Genomic DNA, 20,705 nt, shown 5'->3' with positions numbered 1-20,705 from the left:
TCGGCTGCCGGGCATCGACGTGCGAGGCTGGTGCGCGTAGCCGGGCGAAGTTGTCGTCCGGTCGCCCTAGGCTTGGGCAGCGGTCCCGCTCTCGACGAGGGCTTGGATGTCGTGGCCGGACAGACCAGCCTCGGCGAGCACCTCGCGAGTGTGCTGGCCGGCTTGGGGCGCAGGCCGCGGCTCAGCTGCCGGTGTGGTGTGGAATCGGGGTGCGGGCACGGGTTGTGTCACGCCGTTGGCTGTGCGGTAGGTGCCGCGTTCGGCGTTGTGCGGGTGCTGCGGCGCTTCGGTCAACGAGAGGACCGGAGTGGTGCACGCGTCGGTTCCGGCGAACAGGCCAGCCCATTCGTCGCGAGTTTTGGCCGCGAAGATTTCTTCCAGGCTGCGGTGCATGGCCGGCCAGCGCGATTCGTCGTGCTGCGCGGTGAAGTCCGGGTCGCCGTCGAGGCCGGGAATGTCCAGGAACGCTGCGAAGAACTGGGGTTCGATACAGCCGACGGCGACGTGCCGGTCGTCGGCGCAGCGGTACACCCGGTAGTACGGCGCACCGCCGTCGAGACGGTTGGCTCTTCGTCGGTCCTGCCAGGTCCCGTTGCCGAGGAATCCGTAGGTCATGGCCAGCAGAGCGGCGGTCCCGTCGGTCATGGCAGCGTCCACGACCTGCCCGGTGCCGCTGATCTTGGCGTGCAGCAGCGCGCAGGTCAGGCCGAGGGCGAGCAGCATTCCGCCGCCGCCGAAGTCCCCGACCAGGTTCAGCGGGGGAACCGGGTCGCCGGGGCCTCCGATGGGCGTGCAAGGCCCCGGCGATCGCGATGTAGTTGATGTCGTGGCCTGGCTGCTGGGCCAGGGACTGTCCCGGCCCCAACCGGTCATGCGCCCGTAAACCAGTGCGGGTTTGTCTGCTCGGAGGTCGTCGGGGCCGAGGCCGAGGCGTTCGGCCGCGCCCGGACGGAACCCTTCCAGCACCGCGTCGCAGGTGCCGACGAGGGCGCGGACCGCGGCGGCGCCGCGCGGGTTTTTGAGGTCGATCGCGAGCGAGCGGCGATTGCGCCCCACAACGGGATTGCTGGTGCTGCCCGGCCGGTCGACGCGAATGACGTCGGAGCCAAGGTCGGCGAGCATCATGCCGCAGAACGGGCCCGGCCCGATTCCGCCGAGTTCGAGTACCCGGATCGCCGCCAGCGGCCCTTGTCTGCCGGTCACGTCGCTTCCCCTGCCGGTCCGGCTGGGCGTCCTCGGATTCGAAACAAGTTTGACGACAACCATTGCAGGCTATCAGCCGGTTTTGCGGTCAGACCGAAAACAGGCTGATCCCGGGCCGTGAACTGCCCGTCAATTCGGGCGCGGGAGCGCGAGCAGAGAATCGTGTGCGGCCGGGCTAAGCGCGGCGGGGCGCCCGGGAAAAGGCGGGCAGGCGCTTCTCGAGAAAAGCGGCGATGCCCTCGGCGCCCTCCGGGCCGGCTGCCTGGGCCGCGATGGATTCGGACTCCCGCTTCAGATGGTCCGGCAGCGAGGTGCTGACGGCATCGCGGATCATGCGGACCGAGCGGCTGAAGGCCTCCTGCGGACCACCGGCCAGACTTCGCGCCACGACCTCGGCTTCGTCGTGGGCCGTGCCGTCGGGGACGGCGCGGCTGACAAGGCCGAGGCGTTCGGCCTCGGTTCCGTCGACGACCCGGTTCGTGAGGATGAGGTCCGAGGCACGGGCCGGGCCGATCGTGCGGGGCAGGATCCAGCCGAGCCCGCAGTCGGGAGACAGGCCGGCGGCGGTGTAGGCGGCGCGGAACCGTGCGCTGCGCTCGGCGATGACGAGATCGGCCCCGAGGGCGAGCCCGATGCCGCCGCCCGCGCATGCCCCGTGGACGGCACTGATCACCGGCACGGAGAGTTCTCGCAGGGCCAGGATCGTCTCGTGGACGGCGTCGGCCAGCGTCCGGACATAGGCGGCGGGATCGGGGGCGGCGGCAATGGCCTGGAGGTCGCCGCCGACACAGAACGCCAGGCCCTCGCCGCGGATCAGCACCGCACCGGTTTCGCGGGCTCGCGCCGCCTCGGCGACCGCGCTCGACAGCGCCGACGCCAGGTTGAGATCGAGAGCGTTCCCGTGGCAGGGCCTGGATAGCGAAATGCTCGCGACGCCTTCGGAGAACTGCAGGACGACCGGCGGGCCGCTGGTGCTGGTGGACATCGGCCCGACGATAGCGCCGGCCGGCATCGCCGGTATTCGCCGAACGGCCAGATTTCTTTGCCGCGCGGCTAGTTCCGAGCGCCGGATAGCCGATCGGACAGCGGATCTACCCCCTTGGACAGAGTGCCCCGCCGACGTGATCCCGGTTACTGTTGCCGGATATCAGGGGGACGGCGACAGCCGCGCTACGGCGGGCGGCGCGCTCGCAGATCCGCCTCCGCACCAATGATTTCCCCGTCGACCGGTGTACCCGGGCGAGTTCGGCAGGCCCGGGTTTTCGGTACCCCACAACGAAGTGAGGCAGCGATGAAGATCAGGAGCAGGCTCGCGGTCATGACGAGCATGCTGGCGGCAGTGCTGGTCGCGGTTCCCGCGGCACCGGCGATCGCGGAGGACGGGCCGCCGCTGACCACTCCGGTGGCCGAGTTGCGGCAGGCGGTCTGGTGCGACGGCTCGGTCACGCCGTCCGCGGGGCGGGAGGCAGCGCTGCTGGTGCACGGCACCGGCGGCGACCCGCACGGCTACTGGGGATGGAACTACGAGCGCGCCTTGCCCAAGGCCGGGTTCGGCGTGTGCACAGTGGCGCTTCCCGACCGTGCGATCGGCGACCCGGTGATCTCCGCGGAGTATGTGGTGTACGCGGCACGGTTCGCCTATCAGCAGAGCGGCCGGAAGATCGCGATGATCGGCCACAGCCAGGGCGGGACGCTCGTCGCGTGGGCGGCGAAGTTCTGGCCCGATGTCGCCGCGCACGCCGAAGACCTCGTGTCGCTGGCAGGCGACATGAACGGCATCGCGCTCGGCAACGCGGTCTGCGCGTTGTCCTCGTGCGCGATCGCGGCGTGGCGGGCGGCGGTGGGATCGCATTTCATGCACGCACTGCAGAATGCGCCGCTGCCGCAGACTTCCCCGGTGACGTCGATCTACACGCAGACGGACGAGGTGGTGTTCCCGCAGCCCGCGGCGAGCCACTTGTCGGGCGCGGCCAACATCCCCGTGCAGGCGATCTGCCCGGGGCGGCTGGCCGACCACCTCAGCCTGGTTCCGGACGCGGTCGGCTACGCCCTCGTTCTCGACGCGCTCACCCACCCCGGAGCAGCGGATCCCGCTCGGATCGGCGGTCGGTTCGGTCTCTGCACGTCGCTGTTCATGCCCGACGTGGACGTGCTGACCGCGCCCTCGGCCCTCGCGAGCATCGTGGGCCTCGCTGAGGTGTTCACGGTCGCGCCGAAGGTCAATGCCGAACCGCCGCTGCCCGCCTATGCCGCGCCCTACGGAGGCTGACCTGAGGCGCCGCCCTGTCCGATCAGCCAGACGATCTCTGCCGGACGGCTAGGCGCTGACGCAACCGGTTGCCCTGCCCGGACCGCGGCTGCTGAGCTTGGCGACGCGGCCGCGGTCCGCGGCAGGCGTGCGTGGACGGGAGAAACAAGATGGGTGCCGGAACGGGCGCGGCGGGGCGGATCCGATGAGCGCCGAACTCGACATCGCGACCCTGCACGAGGCGTTGGCCGGCGAGTTCGGCGACGAGCCGTGTGTCGTCGACGCGGGCCGGGTGTGGAGCTGGCGGGAGGTCACGGACCGGACTCGCAGGCTGGCCGCTGTCCTTCGCGAGCACGGGCTCGGCACGCTTCGGGTGGGCGCAGCCGGGCCGGCATGGGAAACCGGTCAGGACCATCTTGGCATTTTGCTGCACAATTCGGCGGAATACCTGGAAGCGTTGCTGGGCGCGCACAAGGCGTCGGTGGTGCCGTTCAACATCAACTACCGGTACACCGCCGACGAACTGACCTACCTGCTCCGCGACGCGCGTCCGCAAGCTCTGGTGTACGGCGCGTCCTTCGCGCCCCTCGTCGCGGAGGTGTTGCCGGCTCTGGAGGCGGAACCGCTGCTGCTGCAGGTCGCCGACGACAGCGGAGCAGCGCTTCTTCCCGGCGCGCTCGACTACGAGAAAGCCCTGGCGGCCGCCGAACCGCAGGTTTTCGATCCGTCCGCCGACGACCGCCAGCTGATGTACACCGGCGGTACCACGGGTATGCCCAAGGGCGTGATCTGGCGGTCCGGCGATCTGGTCGCCGGACCGTTCGGGGTGCGAGGCAAGGACGGACAGCCGCTGCAGTCCGTTGACGACGCCGTTCGCCGTGCCCGCAAGATCCGCGGCCGGGTGCTGCCCGCGCCGCCGCTGATGCACGGCGCCGGACTGGCCGTGGCGGTCGGCGGCTGGCTGGGCGGCGGCACGGTCGTGATCCAGCCGCGGCCGGAGAAGCTGGACCCCGCTGTCCTGCTCGACACCTGTGCGCGGGAACGGGTGACCACGATCGTGATCGTCGGCGATGCCTTCGGCGGACCGATCGTAGCTGAGCTGGAGCGGCAACCCCGCGAGTTGCCGGACCTTCGGGTGATCGTCAACGCCGGAGCCGCGTTGCGTCCGGAACTCAAGCGCCGGCTGGGGGAGCTGCTCCCGGGAGCGCGCGTCACGGACTTGGTCGCGTCGTCCGAGGGCGTGGTGGTGCGCAAGGACAAGGGCGACGGCAATCGGCTCGACGCCCGCGGCGGCATCGCCGTGCTCGCCGAGGACCGGTCGCGGTTGCTGGGCCCGGGGGAGGACGAGGTGGGCTGGCTGGCCAAGAGCGGCGGCATCCCACTCGGCTATCTCGGTGACCCGGAGAAGACCGCGCAAACCTTCGTGTCTGTTGGCGGACAACGGTTTTCAGTGCCGGGCGATCGCGCGAGGATCGCCGAGGACGGCGGCATCGAGTTCCTCGGCCGCGACGCCACGACGATCAACACGGGCGGCGAGAAGGTGTTCGCCGACGAGGTGGAACAGGTCGTCCGTGCGTTGCCCGGCGTGCTGGACGCGGTGGTCGTGGGACGGCCGAGCGAGCGCTGGGGCAACGAAGTCGTCGCGCTCGTGCAGCCCGGCGCGGATCTGGCCGTGGGCGAACTCGGCGCGCTGTGCCGCAAGAGCCTCGCCGGGTACAAGGTGCCGAAGGACTTCATCCTGGTGGACGAGGTCCGCCGGCACGCGAACGGCAAACCCGACTACAAGTGGGCGCGCGCCGCCGCGAGCACCGCCTGAGCCTAGGTCCGTCGATTCTGCTTCTGCGGCACGCGGCACGAGCGCGATGGTCATCGGCCGGGGGATCTGAACCGGGCAGGCGGGTGCGAGCGTGTTTAGACTGGGCGGACCGCGTCGCCGTCGACGCGGGGAGGAGTGGTGGCCGCGATGGCAGATGACCGGTCGGCGAAGCATCGCGAGCGCCGCGATCGGACGCTCCGCGCGCTCGAAGCCGTGCGAGCGGTCGTCGGCGAGTCCATTGTGGTCCCCGCGGAGAAGGATCTCGACGACCACGTGATGGAGCAGGCGGTCGACGAGAACGTGCGCCTGCTGCGGGAAATGCTGGCGGCGGGTCCGCCGGAGGAGCGCGCCGGGCGGCTGGCGTTGCTCGCCTTCCAGCTCGCCGATCTCCGGCAGGAGCTGATCACCGACACCCTCGAACGGCGGTTGTCCGGGCTGGCCAACGTCCAGGTCGCGCTCGGCAGGCTGCGGGCGGTGCGGTCCACCGAGGAGATGATGGCCCGCGCGCCGCGGATCCTCTGCGAGCAATGCGGGTTCAAGATCGCCACTCTGATGCGGGTCGACGACGACGGGCGGGTGCTGCCGGTCAGCGCGCATCACGCGGACGACCCGGACTGGGAAGAGAAGTTCCGGGACATCATGATGACCAAGAGCCCGGTGTACCTCGACGCGAGCTTGATCGAGATCGAAATGGTGCGCAGGCGGTCGGCGCTCATCGTGCACGACGCCTACAACGATCCGCGCATCACGAACGAGCACTTCCGGCTGAGCGGCGCGCCGTCGTACGTCGCGGCGCCGGTGATGCCGGAAGGCCGGGTGATCGGCTTCCTGCACGCGACGCACAAAACCACCGTGGACATCGTCGACCGGGACATCCTGTGGGCGTTCGCCGAGGGCTACGGCTACGCGCTCGAACGCACCATCCTGGTGGAACGGCTGTACCAGCACGGCGAACGGATGCGCGAGCTGCTCCGCACCAGCGACGAGCTGCTGGAGCAGCTGCGCGAGTCCGATCTCCAGCTGGTGAGCGAAACCTCCGCCGGGAAGACGTCGCGGGTGCCGAGGGTCGCCAGCTTCGCCGCCCCGCGGTCGGTCATCCACGACCTGCTGACCCGCCGGGAAATCGAGATCATCGAGCTGATGGCGCACGGGGACACGAACAAGCAGATCGCCGACCGGCTGATCGTGTCCGAGGGCACGGTGAAGGCGCACGTCCGGCAGATCCTCCGGAAGCTCAAGGCGGCCAACCGGGCCGAAGCGGTCTCGCAGTACTCCCGGATGCTGCACGGCCAGTCCTGAAGCGCGGGCGCGCGAAAACCCGGCCGGGGGCGGCGTTGCCGAACCGGCCGGGCTCAGGCTTCGGCTCAGAGCCGCGCTTCGACCTTTGTGGACAGTCGCACCGGCAGTTCGCCGATGCCGTTGATGAAGTTGGACCGCTGGCGCACCGGCGGCCCGGTGACCTCGATCGTGGGGAAGCGCTCGAACAGGGCCGGGAGCAGCAGCCGGGCTTCGAGCCGGGCGACGGCGTTGCCGAGGCAGAAGTGCGGTCCGGCGCCGAAGGCGATGTGCGGGTTGGTCTCCCGGGTGATGTCGAACCGGTCCGCGTCGGCGAAGACCTCCTCGTCCCGGTTGGCCGACGAGTAGCAGAGCACGACCTTGTCGCCCGCCCGGATCTGCGCGCCGCCGAGTTCGAAGTCCTGCACGGCGGTGCGGCGGAACTGCATGACCGGCGAGTGATAGCGCAGCACCTCCTCGATCGCGCCCGGGAGGAGGTTCGGCTGGTCCCGGAGCAGCTGCCACTGGCCGGGATGCCGCGACAAGTGGAGAATCGCGCCGGTCAGCAGGTTCCGGGTGGTTTCGTTGCCCGCGATGACCAGCAACTGGAAAAACCGGTCGAGATCGTCGTCGTCGAGGCGCTCGCCGTCCACCTCGGCATTGACGACGAGGCTCCAGACGTCGTCGGACGGGTTCGCGCGTTTCTGCCGGGTCAGTTCCTTGGCGTAGGCGAAGAGTTCGAGGAACGCCGAGGTGTAAGACCGCGGGTCGCCGGCGGCGGGATCGCCGAAGCCGACCATCCGGTTCGTCCAGTCGTAGAGCAGGTGCCGTTCGGCCGCGGGGATGCCGAGGATGTCGGCGAGCACGAGCAGCGGCATCTCGGCCGAGACGTGCTCGACCAGGTCGAGTTCGCCGCCGTCGCCGAGCGCGTCGACGACGTTGCGGGCGTGCGTTTCCATCGACTCCTGCATGCCGGCGACGATGCGCGGGGTGAACGCTTTGCTGACGACCCGGCGCAGTTTGGAATGCTCCGGCGGATCGGTGTTGAGCATGGCCCGCTGCATCAGGCTGAGTTCGCGCGGGCTCGCGTCGCGAAGGAACGTGCCGCCCGCGTGGGAGCTGAACACGTCGGGGCGCTTGCCCGCCTGCACGACGTCGGCGTAGCGGGTCACCGCCCAGAACCCGGGCCCGCCGGGGAAATCGCCGACGGCGGGTTCCGGGCTCCATACGACGGGGGATTCGCGGCGCAGCCGGGCGAACAGCTCGTGCGGGAACCCGTCCTGATAGGTGTCGGGATTGGCGAGGTCGAGCGGAATCACGTTTGTCTCCCTGGTTATTCGGCGGCCGTGAAGACCGGGTAGCTCTCCCCGTCGCCGGGGTGCACGAATTCGGCCCGCAGCGGCAGGTCCGGGGACGGCCGGGCCGTGTCCACCCGCGCGTAAAGCCACGGTCCTTCGCTGAGTTCGACGATCCCCACCGTGTAGGGCACGAGATCGGTGTACGCGCGGTTCGGCGCCCGGTGCACGGTCGTCCAGGTCAGCAGGGTTCCGCTGCCCTCGGCGGGGATCCAGTCCAGTGCGGTGCCGGCGCAGGTGGTGCACACCAGGGCTTCCGGCGGCAGCGCTTGTCCGCAACCGGTGCAGCGCTTGATCACGAGTTCGTCGCGCGCCGCGGCGTCGAAGAACGGTGCGCTCTTGGTGTCGCGCTGGATCGCCGGCCAGGCATCGGGTGTTTCGGTCATCGGCCGGCTCCGCTCAGGATCAGGGTCGCGTGGTGTTCCAGGATGCCGCCGTTGCCGCTCACCATGATGACGTCGCGCTGGTCGACTTGACGGGCGCCGGCCTGGCCGCGGCCCTGGACGACGGCTTCCACGAGCGGGGTGAACCCGGTGAGGTAGAAGGCGGAGAGCTGGCCGCCGCCGGTGTTGCAGGGCAGGTCGCCGCCCGGGGCCAGGTGTCCTTCGGCGACGAACTTCCCGCCCTCGCCTTTCGGACAGAACCCGTAGTCCTCCAACGTGACCATGACGGTGTAGGTGTAGCAGTCGTAGAGCTGCAGCAGGTCCACGTCCTCGACGCGGACCCCGGCCATGCGCAGGGCGCGCGGCCCGGCGTCGGCGGCCCCGGTGCGCAGGCCGAAGTCGGAGTCGTCGTGCTGGACGCGGCCGGGGTGCGCCTGCGCCCAGCCGAGGATGTCCACCGGCGGCTGGGCGAGGTCCCGGGCCCGCTCGGCGCTGGTGACGATCACCGCCGCGGCCCCGTTGGACACCAGGCAGATGTCGTACAGGTGCAGGGGATCCGCGATCAGCGGCGACTCCTGATGCTGGGCAAGGGAAATCGGCTCGCGGAACTGGGCAGCCGGATTGTCCGCGGCCCACGCGCGCTGCGCGACGGCGATGGCGCCGAGCTGTTCGCTGGTGGTGCCGTAGGTCGCGAAATGCCGGCGGGCGGCCAGCGCATAGAACAGGTTGGGCGAAACCAGGCCGATCCCGGCGTGGTAGCCGGCGAAGCCGCGCGGGCCGGACCGAGGCGTGCCGAAGGCGTCGCGGCCGGAACCCTTGGGCTTGAGCGGGGTGTCGGCGAATACGCAGGCCACAGCGGACGCGCCGCCCATGGCGATGGTCGCCGCCGCGTGCGCGATCATCACGCCGGGGCTCGCGCCCAGTGCGTTGATCTCGGCGAGCAGCCGCAGGTCGCGCAGTCCGAGGACCTTCTGCAGCGACAGCTTCGGCGCACCCTGGGTACCGGGGCTGACCAGCAGGCCGTCAAGGTCGGAAACGGCCAGGCCCGCGTCGTTCGCGGCGAGCCGGACCGCCTCGGCCGCGAGATCGGTGGCGCTGCGGTCGTAGACCTTGCCGACGTCGGTCAGTCCGAGGCCGGCGATGGCCGCGGGCGGCTGCTCGAGTTGATCGCTCATCACTTTCCTGTCCACTGTGGACGCCTTTTCTCGGTGAATGCCCGGGGTCCTTCCTTGGCGTCCGCCGTTTTCATCACCGCGCCCGCCGCCGCGTCGCTGAGTGCCCACGCCTCGTCCGTCCAATCCGAACCCGCGGCGAGGCCGTCGTAAACCACCCGCTTGCTGGCTTGCACGGCAAGCGGCGCGTTGCCGGCGATGGATTCCGCCAGCGACATCGCCTCAGCGAGAACTTGCGCCCGCGGGACGACTCGGTTCACCAGCCCCCAGCGCAGGGCGGCTTCGGCGGAGATCGGCGCACCGGTCAGCGCGGCCTCCAGCGCGATCGCCAGCGGGATCCGCCGAGGCAGCCGGAGCAAGCCGCCTCCCGCCGCGATGATGCCTCGGGTGACCTCCGGCAGCCCGAGCGTCGCGGTCTCGCTCATCACCGCGAGGTCGCAGCAGAGCAGCAGTTCGGTGCCGCCGCCGAGGGCGAACCCGTTGACCGCGGCGATCAGCGGCTTTTCCAAGCGCCGCTTCATGAATCCGCCGAAGCCGGTCGAACGCTGCTCGCGGGTGATCAGCGGACGGCCCGCCGCGACCTCCTTGAGGTCCGCGCCCGCGCTGAACGCGCGATCTCCGGCCCCGGTGAGGATGCCGACCCGAAGCTCAGGGTCGGCGGCCAGCTCGTTCATCGCCTCCTCGACGGCGACAGACATCGCGGCGTTGACGGCGTTCATCGCGTGCGGACGGTTCAGCGTGATGATCGCGACGTGGCCATGGCGGCGCAGAGTCGCGGGAGCCTCCTCGGCGGCGGTGCTCATCGGGCCGCTTCCTTTGCCTCGCCGTAGAGCTGGTCGATGTCGACCGCGTACTTGTCGGCGATCGCCCGGCGTTTGAGCTTCATCGTCGGCGTCAGTTCGTCGCCGCCCGGCTCCCAGTACGACGGCAGCACCGTGAACCGCTTGATCTGTTCGACGCGGGCGAGCTGGGCGTTTCCCGCGTCGACGGCGGACTGCACCTCCTGGCGGACCCGCTCGTCCTTGGCCAGCACTGCGGGATCCGGGTCGATGCCGAGCTGCGCGCCGAACGCCGCGGCCGCGTCCGGGTCGAGGGTGATCAGGGCGACGTTGTACGGCCGGGAGTCCCCGATCGCGACCACCGAGCCGATCAGCGTGGATCCGCTGACGATCGCGTGCTCGATGTTGCTGGGCGACATGTTCTTGCCGCCGGCGCTGATGATCAGCTCCTTCTTCCGGTCGACGACGCGGAAGTGCCCGTCCCCGTCGACCGAGACGATGTCGCCGCTGTGCAGCCAGCCGTCGGAATCGATCGCCTCCGCGGTCCGCACCGGGTCGTCGCGGTAGCCCTTCATCAGCTGCGCCCCGCGAACCAGCAGCTCGCCGTCGTCGGCCACCCGGGTTTCGATGCCCGGCAACGGTTTTCCGACGGTGCCGACCCTGGCCTCGGCCGGGGTCGTGCCGGTGCCGATGCCGCATTCCGACATCCCCCAGCACTCGGCGACCGGGATCCCGAGCTTGGCCAGGAAGGCGAACACGTGCGGGGGAATGGCGGCGGAGCCGGACAGCGCCCAGCGCACGCGGTCGAGGCCGAGCGCGGCCCGGATGCCCGCCAGGACCTCCGGGACACCGGCCTCGAACGCCGCGGCCAGCTGCGGATCGGCTTCGAGCTTGAGGTCGACGCCGTGCTTGGTCTTCTCCCACACGCGGGGAACCGCGGCGAAGATCGTCGGCCGCACCTGCGGCAGCGTGGCGGCGAGCTGGCGGAGGTCGGGGACGGAGACGACCCGGACGCCGTGCCGGATGGCGAAGTAGTGATTGATCGCGCGGTCCGCGAGATGCGCGGTCGGCAGGTAGGACACGCTGACGTCGTCGCCGGCCATCGGCCAGACCGCGGTGAAGCTGTCGCCGAGGCCGAGGATGCCGCGGTGGGTGTGCTCGACGCCCTTGGGCGGCCCGGTGGTCCCGGACGTGTAGATGAGGCACAGCACGTCGTCCGGCCGGACCGACTGCCAGGCGGCGTCGAAATCGAAGCCAGGCCCGGGTTCCAGCCGGTCCAGGTCGCCGTCCTCGACCACGAGCAGGTGCTCGACCGGAGCGCCCGAGGCCCGGATGGCGGCGGCGTACTGCTGCTCGGTGATCACGACGCGGGTCGCGGCGTGGTTGAGCAGGTAGCCGATCTGCTCCGGGGGATTGGTGTTGTAGACGGAATACGTCGTGGCGCCGAGGTGCGCCGCGGCGGTCTCGCTCAGGTGGAACTCCGGCCGGTTCACGAGCATCGTCGCGACCGTGTCCCCGCGCCGGACGCCGAGCGCGGCCAGACCGCCGGCGATGCGGCGCACCGTCTCTCCGTACTCGCGCCAGGTGATCCCGGCCTCGTCTCCGGCGGCGCGCAGGGCGACCGCGTCCGGTTGGCGGGCGACGGTGCGCTGGAACGCCTCAGGCAGCGTCCGTGGTTCGGTCATGCGGGCTCTCCTCGGTGGCGGAAAGGGGTCGAGTGCGACGAAGTTCTTCCGGAGTCATGCGGCGCGGGCGTTGCGGGCGGCGGCGAAGTCGAGCGCGGCGGCCCAGCTGGCGGACTCGCCGATGAGGCGGCGGTATTTCATGGTGTGCGCCGGAAATCCGACGGTGAGCGCGCCGGCCAGCCGGTCGCCTCGCCGGTAGAGCGCGGCGAACTTGCCCGCGTCCGGGTCGCCGCTGACCACCCGGACCTCGTCCGCTCGGGGCACCCCGACGAACTGGATGCGCGTGCCGTACCAATCGGACCAGAAGTACGGCACCGTCGAGTACGGCTGCGCCTGGCTCGGCGCCAGGGCGTTCACGGACGCGCGCGCGCCCTGCTCGGCGGCGCTCGTCCAGTGCTCCAGGCGCATGTGCTCGCCGAAGTGCGGGTTGTGCCAGCGGGCTACGTCGCCGGCCGCGTACACCCCGGGTACGCCGGTCCACAGGTTCTCGTCGCAGACCACGCCGTTCTCGACGGTCAGCGCCGAACTGGCCAGCCAGCCGGTCTCCGGCGTCGCGCCGATGCCGACGACTACGAGATCGGCGGACAGGCTCTCGCCGCCGGCGAGGTCGACCTGCAGCTCGGAACCGTTGTGCCGGACGGATTCCACCGTGACCCCGCGGCGCAGGTCGGTGCCGTTGCGCTCGTGCAGGGCCGCGCAGGCGAGGCCCATCTCGGTGCCTACCGCGCGCTCCAGCGGCACGTCGGCGCTTTCCAGGATCGTCACCGGAAGGCCTCGTTTGCGGGCCCCGGAGGCGACCTCGGAACCGATGAAGCCCGCACCGACCACCACCGTCCGGGCACCGGCGTCGAGTGCGGCTCGCACCGCGCGGGCGTCGTAGAGCGTCCGCAGGGTGTGCACGCCCGGCAACCCGGACGTCCCGTCCAGCGTGCGCGCCGTCGCTCCGGTGGCGACCACCAGCGCGTCGAACGGCACATCGCCGCCCGGCGTGTGCACGACTCGCTGCTCGGTGTCGAGGCCGACGGCCGGGCACCCGAGCCGCAGGTCGACGTCCAGTTCGTCGACGAGCGCGGCGCGGGTCCGGAAAGCAAGTTCGGGCAGGTTGCCCGGCTCGGCGTCCAGGTACGCCTTGGACAGCGGCGGCCGGTCGTACGGCAGCTGGTTCTCGGCGCCGAGGAGCGTGATCGTGCCGCGGAAGCCTTGCTTTCGAGCGGCCTCGACGGCGCGCAGCCCGGCGAGCGAGGCGCCGGCCACGACGAGCCGGTGGCTGGTGTCGAGCATCGGTCAGCCTCGTTCCAGCCGGAGGGCGGCGGTCGGGCAGCCGTCGACGGCGGCCTGGACCTGATCGAGATCCGAGTCGGACACGTCGGCTTCCTTGAGCACCAAGTCGCCGTCGTCGTCGATCTCGAACACCTCCGGGGCGAGCGATTCGCAGATGCCCAGTCCTGTGCACTTTTCCCGGTCGACGATGATTTTCATCCGATTCCCAACTCCCCGGCGCGTCAACTCGCGCGGTATCGCGTTCGCTGTTCCAGTAGAGCTAGCGAGGGGAGCCAGGCCAAGTGCCGAGGGCAGCGCGTAGCCGAACGGGATACCAGATGTAGCCGTTCGAAGCGCTGATCCGGACGTATCGAGCGGCTAACTTCACAAGTCGATCCCGAATGCTTGTGAGGCGATATGCAGGTCCGAGCGGCCGTAATGGACGAGGCCGGAGCGCCGTTCCGGCTCCGCGATGTCGAACTGCGCGAACCCGGCCCAGGTGAGGTGCTGGTGCGGGTGCTGGCGGCCGGCATGTGCCACACCGACCTGGCGGTGCGCGGCCCCGGCCTGCCGGTGATGTTCCCGATCGTGCTCGGGCACGAAGGCGCGGGCACCGTCGAGGCGGTCGGACCGGGGGTGACCGCGGTGCGGCCGGGCGACCGGGTGGTGCTGACCTACGATTCGTGCGGCCGTTGCTCGAACTGCGTGCTCGGGCAGCCCGCGTACTGCGCGGAGTTCTTCCCCCGCAACCTGACCGGTCGTGGCACGGACGGATCGACCTCGCTGCGCGCTGCCGACGGATCCGAGGTGGGCGGTCGCTGGTTCGGGCAGTCTTCGTTCGCGACCTACGCGCTGGCCACTGAACGCGGCGTTGTCCGGGTCGGCGACGAGCTGCCCTTCTCCTCGCTCGCTCCGCTGGGCTGCGGTGTCCAGACCGGGGCGGGAGCGGTGGTGAACTCGCTGGGACTGCGGCTGGGCGAGACGATCGCGGTGTTCGGCGCGGGCGCGGTCGGGCTCGCCGCGGTGATGGCCGCGCATGCCGCCGGGGCGAGCGAGATCGTCGCCGTCGACTTGCACGCCAACCGGCGGGAACTGGCGCTGGAACTCGGCGCCACACGGGTCTTCGACGGAGCCGACCCGGACCTGGTGAAGGCCGTCAAGGCAAGCACCGGCGGGCTCGGCTATGCGCTGGACACCACCGGTGCGCCCGCGGTGATGAACTCGGCGCTGGCCGTTCTGCATCCCCGGGGAACTCTCGGCATCGTCGGCGGCAACGCGGCGCAGCTGCCCTTCGACGCAAGGTCGGTGGCGACCAAGCGGGTGGTGTCGCTGTTCGAGGGCGACGCCGTGCCGCAGCTGTTCATTCCCCGGCTCATCGCGCTGCACCGGCAGGGCCGGCTGCCGTTCGATCGCCTCGTCACCACCTTCGGGCTCGACGAGATCAACGAAGCGGAAGCGGCGTCGGCACGCGGTGCCGTCGTGAAACCAGTCCTGCTGACGGAAAGGGCCCAGGCGTGACCGAAGCGTTCGTCTACGACGCACTCCGCACCCCGCGCGGGCGCGGAAAAGCCAGCGGATCGCTGCACGAGGTCAAACCGGTTTCCCTCGTGGTCGGGCTGATCGACGCGCTGCGCAAGCGCAATCCGACGCTGGACGAGGACCGGATCTCCGACCTCGTGCTCGGCGTCGTGTCGCCCGTCGGCGAGCAGGGCCAGGTGATCGCGAAAACCGCGGCGCTCGCGGCCGGGTTGCCCGACACGGTCGGCGGGGTTCAGGTCAACCGGTTCTGCGGGTCGGGGCTCGAAGCGGTGGCCATCGCCGCGCAGAAGGTCCGCTCGGACTGGGACGAGCTGGTGATCAGCGGCGGTGTGGAGTCGATGTCGCGGGTCGCGATGGGCTCGGACGGCGGCGCCTGGTCGGAGGATCCGGCCACCAACTACGACAGTTACTTTGTCCCGCAAGGGATCTCCGCCGACCTGCTGGCGACCCTCGACGGATTCACCCGAGCCGACGCGGACGCGTACGCGGTGCGTTCGCAGCAACGGGCCGCTCAGGCGTGGGCGGAGGGCCGCTTCGCGAACTCGGTCGTTCCGGTGGTGGACCGCAACGGCCTCGTGGTGCTCGACCGCGACGAGCACATTCGCGCGGACGCCACGGTCGAGTCGCTGGGCGCGTTGCGGCCGTCGTTCGCGGCGATCGGCGACCAGGCGGGTTTCGACGCGGTGGCGCTGCAGAAATACCATCAGGTCGAGCGGATCGAGCACATCCACCACGCCGGCAACTCGTCCGGAATCGTGGACGGCGCCGCCTTGGTCCTGATCGGCAGCGAGCAGGCGGGCACCGAGCTGGGACTCGCCCCACGCGCCCGGATCGTGTCCGCCGCGACGACCGGTGCCGATCCCACGATCATGCTCACCGGTCCGGTCCCGGCCACCCGGAAACTCCTGGCGCGCAACGGGTTGCTCGTGACAGACGTCGACCTGTTCGAGATGAACGAAGCCTTCGCCTCGGCCGTCTTGCACTACCAAGCCGAGCTGGGCATCCCGGACGAGAAGCTGAACGTCAACGGCGGCGCGATCGCGATGGGCCATCCGCTGGGCGCGACCGGGGCGATGCTCGTCGGAACGGTCGTCGACGAGCTGGAGCGCCGCGACGCCCGCCGCGCGGTGGTCACCCTGTGCGTGGCCGCCGGCATGGGCGTCGCCGTGCTGATCGAGCGAATCTGAAGCAGAGCCAGGGAAAGCGAGCAGATGAGCGAGCGAGAGTGCATCCGCTGGGAAACCGGTGCGGACGGCATCGTCACCCTCACCATGGACGATCCGGGCCAGTCCGCGAACACCGCGAACGAGGCGTTCGCGGAGTCGTTCCGCAACGCCGTCGACCGGCTGGTGTCCGAAAAGGACTCCGTTTCCGGCGTCGTGGTGACCTCGGCCAAGAAGACCTTCTTCGCCGGTGGCGACCTCAACGAACTGCTGACCTTCGGTCCGGAGGACGCCGAGCGGCTGTTCACCCGCACCGAGGCGGCGAAGGCTGATCTGCGGCGGCTGGAGACCTTGGGCGTCCCGGTGGTCGCGGCGATCAACGGCGCCGCGCTGGGCGGTGGTCTGGAGATCGCGCTGGCTGCCCACCACCGGATCGTCGCCGATGTGCCTGGCACACGGATCGGGTTGCCCGAGGTGACGCTCGGCCTGCTTCCCGGCGGCGGTGGGGTGGCCCGGACGGTGCGCTTGCTTGGCGTCCAGCGCGCACTGACCGAGGTCCTGCTGACCGGTAAGCAGCTCGCTCCGCGCGCAGCGGAGGAGCTGGGGCTGGTCGACGAGGTGGTCGAGACGCTCGAAGACCTCTTGCCGCAAGCAAAGGCCTGGATCAAGGCGAACCCTGGCAAGCAGCAGCCTTGGGACATCAAGGGGTACAAGATCCCCGGCGGCGCGCCGAATTCGCCGTCGCTGGCGGCGATCCTTCCGGCGATGCCCGCGACGCTGCGCAAGCAGGTCAAGGGCGCGAATCTTCCCGCGCCGCGGGCGATTCTGGCCGCCGCGGTGGAAGGCGCGCTGGTCGACTTCGACACCGCGTCGCGCGTCGAGTCCCGGTACTTCGTCGAGCTGGCCACCGGCCAGGTCGCCAAGAACATCATCCAGAGCACCTTCTTCGACCTGAACCACATCAACTCCGGAGGCACCCGGCCGGAGGGATACGACCGCTTCGTTCCCGGCAAGGTCGGCGTGCTCGGCGCGGGGATGATGGGTGCCGGGATCGCCTACGTGCTGGCCAAGGCCGGCGTCGAGGTCGTGCTCAAGGACGTGTCCGCGGCAGCGGCCGAGAAGGGCAAGTCCTACGCGGCGAAGCAGCTCGCCAAACGCGTCAAGGCAGGCAAGACCGGCCAAGCCGAAGCGGACGCGGTGCTCGCTCGCATCAAGCCCGCTGCCGACCCGGCCGACCTCGCGGGCTGCGACACGGTGATCGAGGCGGTGTTCGAAGACCTCGAACTCAAGCAAGCTTTGTTCGCTGAGGCCGAGGAGATCGTCTCGCCGCAGGCGCTGCTGGCCTCGAACACGTCGTCGTTGCCGATCACCGAGCTGGCCGAGTCGGTCCGGCGGCCCGACGATTTCATCGGGCTGCACTTCTTCTCCCCGGTGGACAAGATGCCGCTCGTCGAGATCATCCTCGGCGCGAAGACCAGCGAGAAGGCCCTCGCCGCCGCCATCGACCTCACCCGCCTGATCAAGAAGACGCCGATCGTGGTCAACGACAGCCGGGCGTTCTTCACCAGCCGGGTGATCAGCGTCCGGCTCAACGAAGCCGTGGACCTGGTCGCCGAGGGCGTCGCCCCGGCTTCGATCGAGCAGGCGAGCCTGCAGGCCGGATATCCGACGGGCACCCTGCAGTTGTTCGACGAGGTCACCTTGACGCTGTCGCAGCGCGCGCTGGCCGCGATGCGCGAGGCGGCGGGCGACGAGTGGGTCGAGCGCCCCGCGTACCGGGTGCTGGACCGGATGATCGACGAGTTCGGCCGCGGCGGCCGGTCCAGCGGGGCGGGCTTCTACGAGTACGTCGACGGCGCGCGCGCCGGGCTGTGGCCAGGACTGCGCGGGCTCGCCGAGACGGAGGCGGTGGTCCCGTTCGAGGATATCCGGGACCGGCTGCTGTTCGCCGAAGTCCTCGAATCGGTGCGATGTTTCGACAAGGGCGTGCTGCGGTCGGTTCCGGAGGCGAACGTCGGCTCGCTGCTCGGCATCGGATTCCCCGGCTGGACTGGCGGTGTCGTGCAGTTCATCGACGGATATCCCAGTGGAGTCGAGGGATTCGTGGCACGGGCGAACGAACTCGCTGACCGCTACGGCGAACGATTCCGGCCGACCGTGTCGCTGATCGAGATCGCCGGACGCGGCGAGACCGCGCGGAAGGGACTGGTTTCGGCATGAACCAGGAGACTGCGGCCGCTCTCGCGGCCACTGTGGACATGACGATCGGCGGCGCTGGTGTCGCCGCTCCCGGAACCTTCGGCGTGGTCAACCCGTCGACCGGCGAGGTTTTCGCCAACGCTCCCCGCGCGGATAAAGCTGTGCTGGACACGGCATTGTCGGACAACGCGCAGGCATTCGAGAGCTGGCGACAGGACGACGCGGCCCGGAGGTCCTATTTGGACAAGGCAGCGGATGCCGTCGCCGCCGCGACCGACGACATCGCGGCACTGATCTCGGCCGAGCAGGGCAAGGTCCTCACGACCGCCAAGCACGAGGTCCGCACCGCGGTGGCCTGGTTGCGCTACTACGCCTCGCTGGAATTGCCGCGGGAAATCGTGCAGGACAACGCCCGGGGTTTCAGCGAGGTCGTGCGCGATCCGCTCGGCGTGGTCGCCGCGATCACGCCGTGGAACTTCCCGATCAGCCTGGCGATGTGGAAGATCGCCCCGGCGCTGCGAGCCGGGAACACCGTGCTGCTCAAGCCGTCCCCGTACACCCCGCTGTCCAGCCTGCGTCTCGGCCAGGCACTGCGCGACGTGCTGCCGCCCGGCGTGCTGAACGTCGTCACCGGCCTCGACGAACTCGGCCCGTGGCTCACCGCGCACCCGGCGCCCAGGAAGATCAGCTTCACCGGTTCGATCGAGACCGGGAAGCGGGTCGCCGCCGCGGCCGCCGCCGACCTCAAGCGGGTCACCCTGGAACTCGGCGGCAACGACCCGGCCATCGTGCTCGACGACGCCGACGTGGACGCCATCGCCGACGAGCTTTTCTGGGGCGCCTTCACCAACAGCGGCCAGATCTGCCTCGCGATCAAACGGGTTTACGCCCCGCGGAACAGGTATCAGGAGGTCGTGGACGCACTGGTCGCGCGCGCCGAACAGGCCGTGGTCGGCGACCCGTTCGACCCGGCCAGCACGATAGGCCCGGTCAGCAACCGCCCGCAACTCGACCTGGTGTCCGAGCTGGTATCGGAGGCGGTCGAGGGCGGTGCGGTCGCGGCCAGCGGCGGGCGTCGTCTCGACAGCAACGGATTCTTTTACGCGCCAACGATTCTGCGCGACGTCTCGGACGGAGCCCGGATTGTCGATATCGAACAGTTCGGCCCGGCGCTCCCCGTCGTCCCGTACACCGACGTGGACGAGGTCGTCGGACGCATCAACGCCGGGCATTACGGCCTGACCGCGACGGTATGGGGCTCCGACGCCGACCGGGCCGAGGAGATCGCCCGCCGGCTCGAGTACGGGACGGTGTCGGTCAACACCCATTCCGGCGGCATCGGCCCGCACCTTCCCTTCGGCGGCCACAAATGGAGCGGGCTCGGCGTGGAGAACGGCCCCTGGGGGCTGCACGGATTCACCGACCTCAAGCTCGTCCACCGCAAGAAATGACCCCCCGACCCGAGGAAGAGAGCTGCGACGTGACCGACCAGTGGAATACGCCGGAGCGGCAGGCGCTGCGCAAGATGGTCGCCGATTTCACCGAGACCGAGATCGCGCCGCACCTGCCGGACTGGGAGCGCGACGGAGCGGTGCCGCGGGCTTTGCACGAGAAGGCCGGGACGCTGGGCCTGCTCGAACTCGGTTTCCCGGAATCGGCGGGCGGCGCGGGGGAGTTCCTCGATTTCCTCATCGCGAACGAGCAGATCCAGCTCTCCGGCGGGAGCATGGGGCTGCTCGGCGCGCTGATGACGCACAGCATCGCCGCGCCGCACATCGCCGCGTCCGGGAACGCCGACCTGATCGACCGGTTCGTCCGTCCCTCCCTCTCCGGGCACAAGATCGGGTCGCTGGCGGTCACGGAGCCCGGCGGCGGTTCGGATGTTGCCTCCTTGCGCACGACCGCGGTGCGCGACGGCGACCACTACGTCGTGAACGGCGCCAAGACCTACATCACTTCGGGCAGCAGGGCTGATTTCGTGACCACGGCCGTGCGCACCGGAGGCGAGGGCTACGGCGGCGTGTCGCTGCTGGTCGTCGAAACCGGCACGCCCGGTTTCTCGGTGGGCCGGAAGCTCGACAAGATGGGCTGCCTCTGCTCGGACACCGCGGAACTGTTCTACGACAACGTCCGCGTCCCCGCCGGGAACCTCGTCGGCCCGGAAGGCACCGGCTTCAAACAGATCATGAAGCGCTTCGACAGCGAGCGGCTGCTCCTGGGCGTGCAGGCGTACTCGATGGCGCAGCGGTGCCTCGACCTGGCCATCGAATGGGCGCGCACCCGGATCACCTTCGGGCAGCCGCTCGCGCAACGCCAGGTCATCCGGCACAAGCTCGCCGAAATGGCCCGCCAGACCACCGCCGCACGGGTGTTCGTCCGCCAGGTCGCCGAGCGGTACGCCACGGGGGAGCGGGTCAGCGCCGAGGTCGCGATGGCCAAGAACACCGCGGTCTTCGCCGCCGAACACGTGGTGCACGAAGCGCTGCAGATCTTCGGCGGCATGGGCTACATGCGCGAGTCCGAAGTGGAGCGGCACTACCGCGACGCGCGGCTGCTCGGCATCGGCGGCGGCGCCACCGAGGTCATGAACGAACTGATCGCCAAGAGCCTTCCCCTCGACTAGCCCAC

At 70.1% G+C, this 20,705-nt stretch carries 17 protein-coding genes; 8 read left to right on the top strand and 9 right to left on the bottom strand.

Features of this window, described 5'->3' with window-relative positions:
• Positions 1 to 66: 66 nt before the first annotated feature.
• Entirely contained in the window at positions 67 to 1,203 is a 1,137-nt protein-coding gene (locus AB5I40_RS05795) for a CaiB/BaiF CoA transferase family protein (RefSeq protein ID WP_370937377.1), read from the bottom strand.
• A 175-nt stretch (positions 1,204 to 1,378) separates the two neighbouring features.
• Positions 1,379 to 2,188 (bottom strand): enoyl-CoA hydratase/isomerase family protein, encoded by an 810-nt coding sequence (locus AB5I40_RS05790; RefSeq protein WP_370937376.1) that lies wholly within the window; start codon positions 2,186 to 2,188, stop codon positions 1,379 to 1,381.
• Between the two features lie 333 nt (positions 2,189 to 2,521).
• Here AB5I40_RS05790 and AB5I40_RS05785 point away from each other — a divergent pair, with 333 nt between their 5' ends.
• From AB5I40_RS05785 to AB5I40_RS05775, 3 genes are all read left to right on the top strand, one after another.
• Positions 2,522 to 3,472, top strand: coding sequence for an esterase/lipase family protein (locus AB5I40_RS05785; protein ID WP_370937375.1), 951 nt, complete (start codon positions 2,522 to 2,524; stop codon positions 3,470 to 3,472).
• A 184-nt stretch (positions 3,473 to 3,656) separates the two neighbouring features.
• Positions 3,657 to 5,267, top strand: coding sequence for an AMP-binding protein (locus AB5I40_RS05780; protein ID WP_370937374.1), 1,611 nt, complete (start codon positions 3,657 to 3,659; stop codon positions 5,265 to 5,267).
• A 147-nt stretch (positions 5,268 to 5,414) separates the two neighbouring features.
• Positions 5,415 to 6,566 (top strand): LuxR C-terminal-related transcriptional regulator, encoded by a 1,152-nt coding sequence (locus AB5I40_RS05775; protein ID WP_370937373.1) that lies wholly within the window; start codon positions 5,415 to 5,417, stop codon positions 6,564 to 6,566.
• A gap of 65 nt (positions 6,567 to 6,631) precedes the next feature.
• On the opposite strand, the gene AB5I40_RS05770 is transcribed toward AB5I40_RS05775, so the two are convergent.
• The 7 genes from AB5I40_RS05770 to AB5I40_RS05740 are packed head-to-tail and all read right to left on the bottom strand — an operon-like array spanning position 6,632 to position 13,395.
• Complete coding sequence (locus tag AB5I40_RS05770; RefSeq protein ID WP_370937372.1) at positions 6,632 to 7,861, bottom strand: cytochrome P450; 1,230 nt, start codon at positions 7,859 to 7,861, stop codon at positions 6,632 to 6,634.
• A 14-nt stretch (positions 7,862 to 7,875) separates the two neighbouring features.
• Positions 7,876 to 8,283 (bottom strand): Zn-ribbon domain-containing OB-fold protein, encoded by a 408-nt coding sequence (locus AB5I40_RS05765; protein ID WP_370937371.1) that lies wholly within the window; start codon positions 8,281 to 8,283, stop codon positions 7,876 to 7,878.
• Positions 8,280 to 9,455 (bottom strand): thiolase family protein, encoded by a 1,176-nt coding sequence (locus AB5I40_RS05760; protein ID WP_370937370.1) that lies wholly within the window; start codon positions 9,453 to 9,455, stop codon positions 8,280 to 8,282. The genes AB5I40_RS05765 and AB5I40_RS05760 overlap by 4 nt, the downstream gene beginning before the upstream one ends.
• Positions 9,455 to 10,255, bottom strand: a complete 801-nt coding sequence (locus AB5I40_RS05755; RefSeq protein WP_370937369.1) for a crotonase/enoyl-CoA hydratase family protein — start codon at positions 10,253 to 10,255, stop codon at positions 9,455 to 9,457. Before AB5I40_RS05755 ends, AB5I40_RS05760 begins: the two co-directional genes overlap by 1 nt.
• Complete coding sequence (locus AB5I40_RS05750) at positions 10,252 to 11,916, bottom strand: AMP-binding protein (protein WP_370937368.1); 1,665 nt, start codon at positions 11,914 to 11,916, stop codon at positions 10,252 to 10,254. Before AB5I40_RS05750 ends, AB5I40_RS05755 begins: the two co-directional genes overlap by 4 nt.
• A 54-nt stretch (positions 11,917 to 11,970) precedes the next feature.
• Complete coding sequence (locus AB5I40_RS05745; RefSeq protein WP_370937367.1) at positions 11,971 to 13,197, bottom strand: NAD(P)/FAD-dependent oxidoreductase; 1,227 nt, start codon at positions 13,195 to 13,197, stop codon at positions 11,971 to 11,973.
• A 3-nt stretch (positions 13,198 to 13,200) separates the two neighbouring features.
• The gene (locus tag AB5I40_RS05740) at positions 13,201 to 13,395 is read right to left on the bottom strand and encodes a ferredoxin (protein WP_370937366.1); all 195 of its coding nucleotides are present in this window, start codon (positions 13,393 to 13,395) and stop codon (positions 13,201 to 13,203) included.
• Positions 13,396 to 13,614: 219 nt separating this feature from the next.
• On the opposite strand from AB5I40_RS05740, the gene AB5I40_RS05735 reads away from it, so the two are divergent.
• From AB5I40_RS05735 to AB5I40_RS05715, 5 genes are read left to right on the top strand one after another with little or no spacing between them, the layout of a single operon-like run.
• Complete coding sequence (locus tag AB5I40_RS05735) at positions 13,615 to 14,694, top strand: NAD(P)-dependent alcohol dehydrogenase (protein WP_370937365.1); 1,080 nt, start codon at positions 13,615 to 13,617, stop codon at positions 14,692 to 14,694.
• Positions 14,691 to 15,902, top strand: a complete 1,212-nt coding sequence (locus AB5I40_RS05730; protein WP_370937364.1) for an acetyl-CoA C-acetyltransferase — start codon at positions 14,691 to 14,693, stop codon at positions 15,900 to 15,902. Before AB5I40_RS05735 ends, AB5I40_RS05730 begins: the two co-directional genes overlap by 4 nt.
• A gap of 24 nt (positions 15,903 to 15,926) precedes the next feature.
• Positions 15,927 to 18,098, top strand: a complete 2,172-nt coding sequence (locus AB5I40_RS05725) for a 3-hydroxyacyl-CoA dehydrogenase NAD-binding domain-containing protein (protein WP_370937363.1) — start codon at positions 15,927 to 15,929, stop codon at positions 18,096 to 18,098.
• On the top strand, positions 18,095 to 19,528 hold the full coding sequence (locus AB5I40_RS05720; RefSeq protein WP_370937362.1) for an aldehyde dehydrogenase family protein: 1,434 nt from the start codon (positions 18,095 to 18,097) through the stop codon (positions 19,526 to 19,528). Before AB5I40_RS05725 ends, AB5I40_RS05720 begins: the two co-directional genes overlap by 4 nt.
• A gap of 29 nt (positions 19,529 to 19,557) precedes the next feature.
• On the top strand, positions 19,558 to 20,700 hold the full coding sequence (locus AB5I40_RS05715) for an acyl-CoA dehydrogenase family protein (protein ID WP_370937361.1): 1,143 nt from the start codon (positions 19,558 to 19,560) through the stop codon (positions 20,698 to 20,700).
• Positions 20,701 to 20,705 lie beyond the last annotated feature (5 nt).

This window comes from Amycolatopsis sp. cg13, assembly GCF_041346965.1.
Classification (GTDB): domain Bacteria; phylum Actinomycetota; class Actinomycetes; order Mycobacteriales; family Pseudonocardiaceae; genus Amycolatopsis.
Note: the sequence above shows the minus strand (reverse complement) of the source record. Positions and strands in the feature narration are given on the sequence as shown.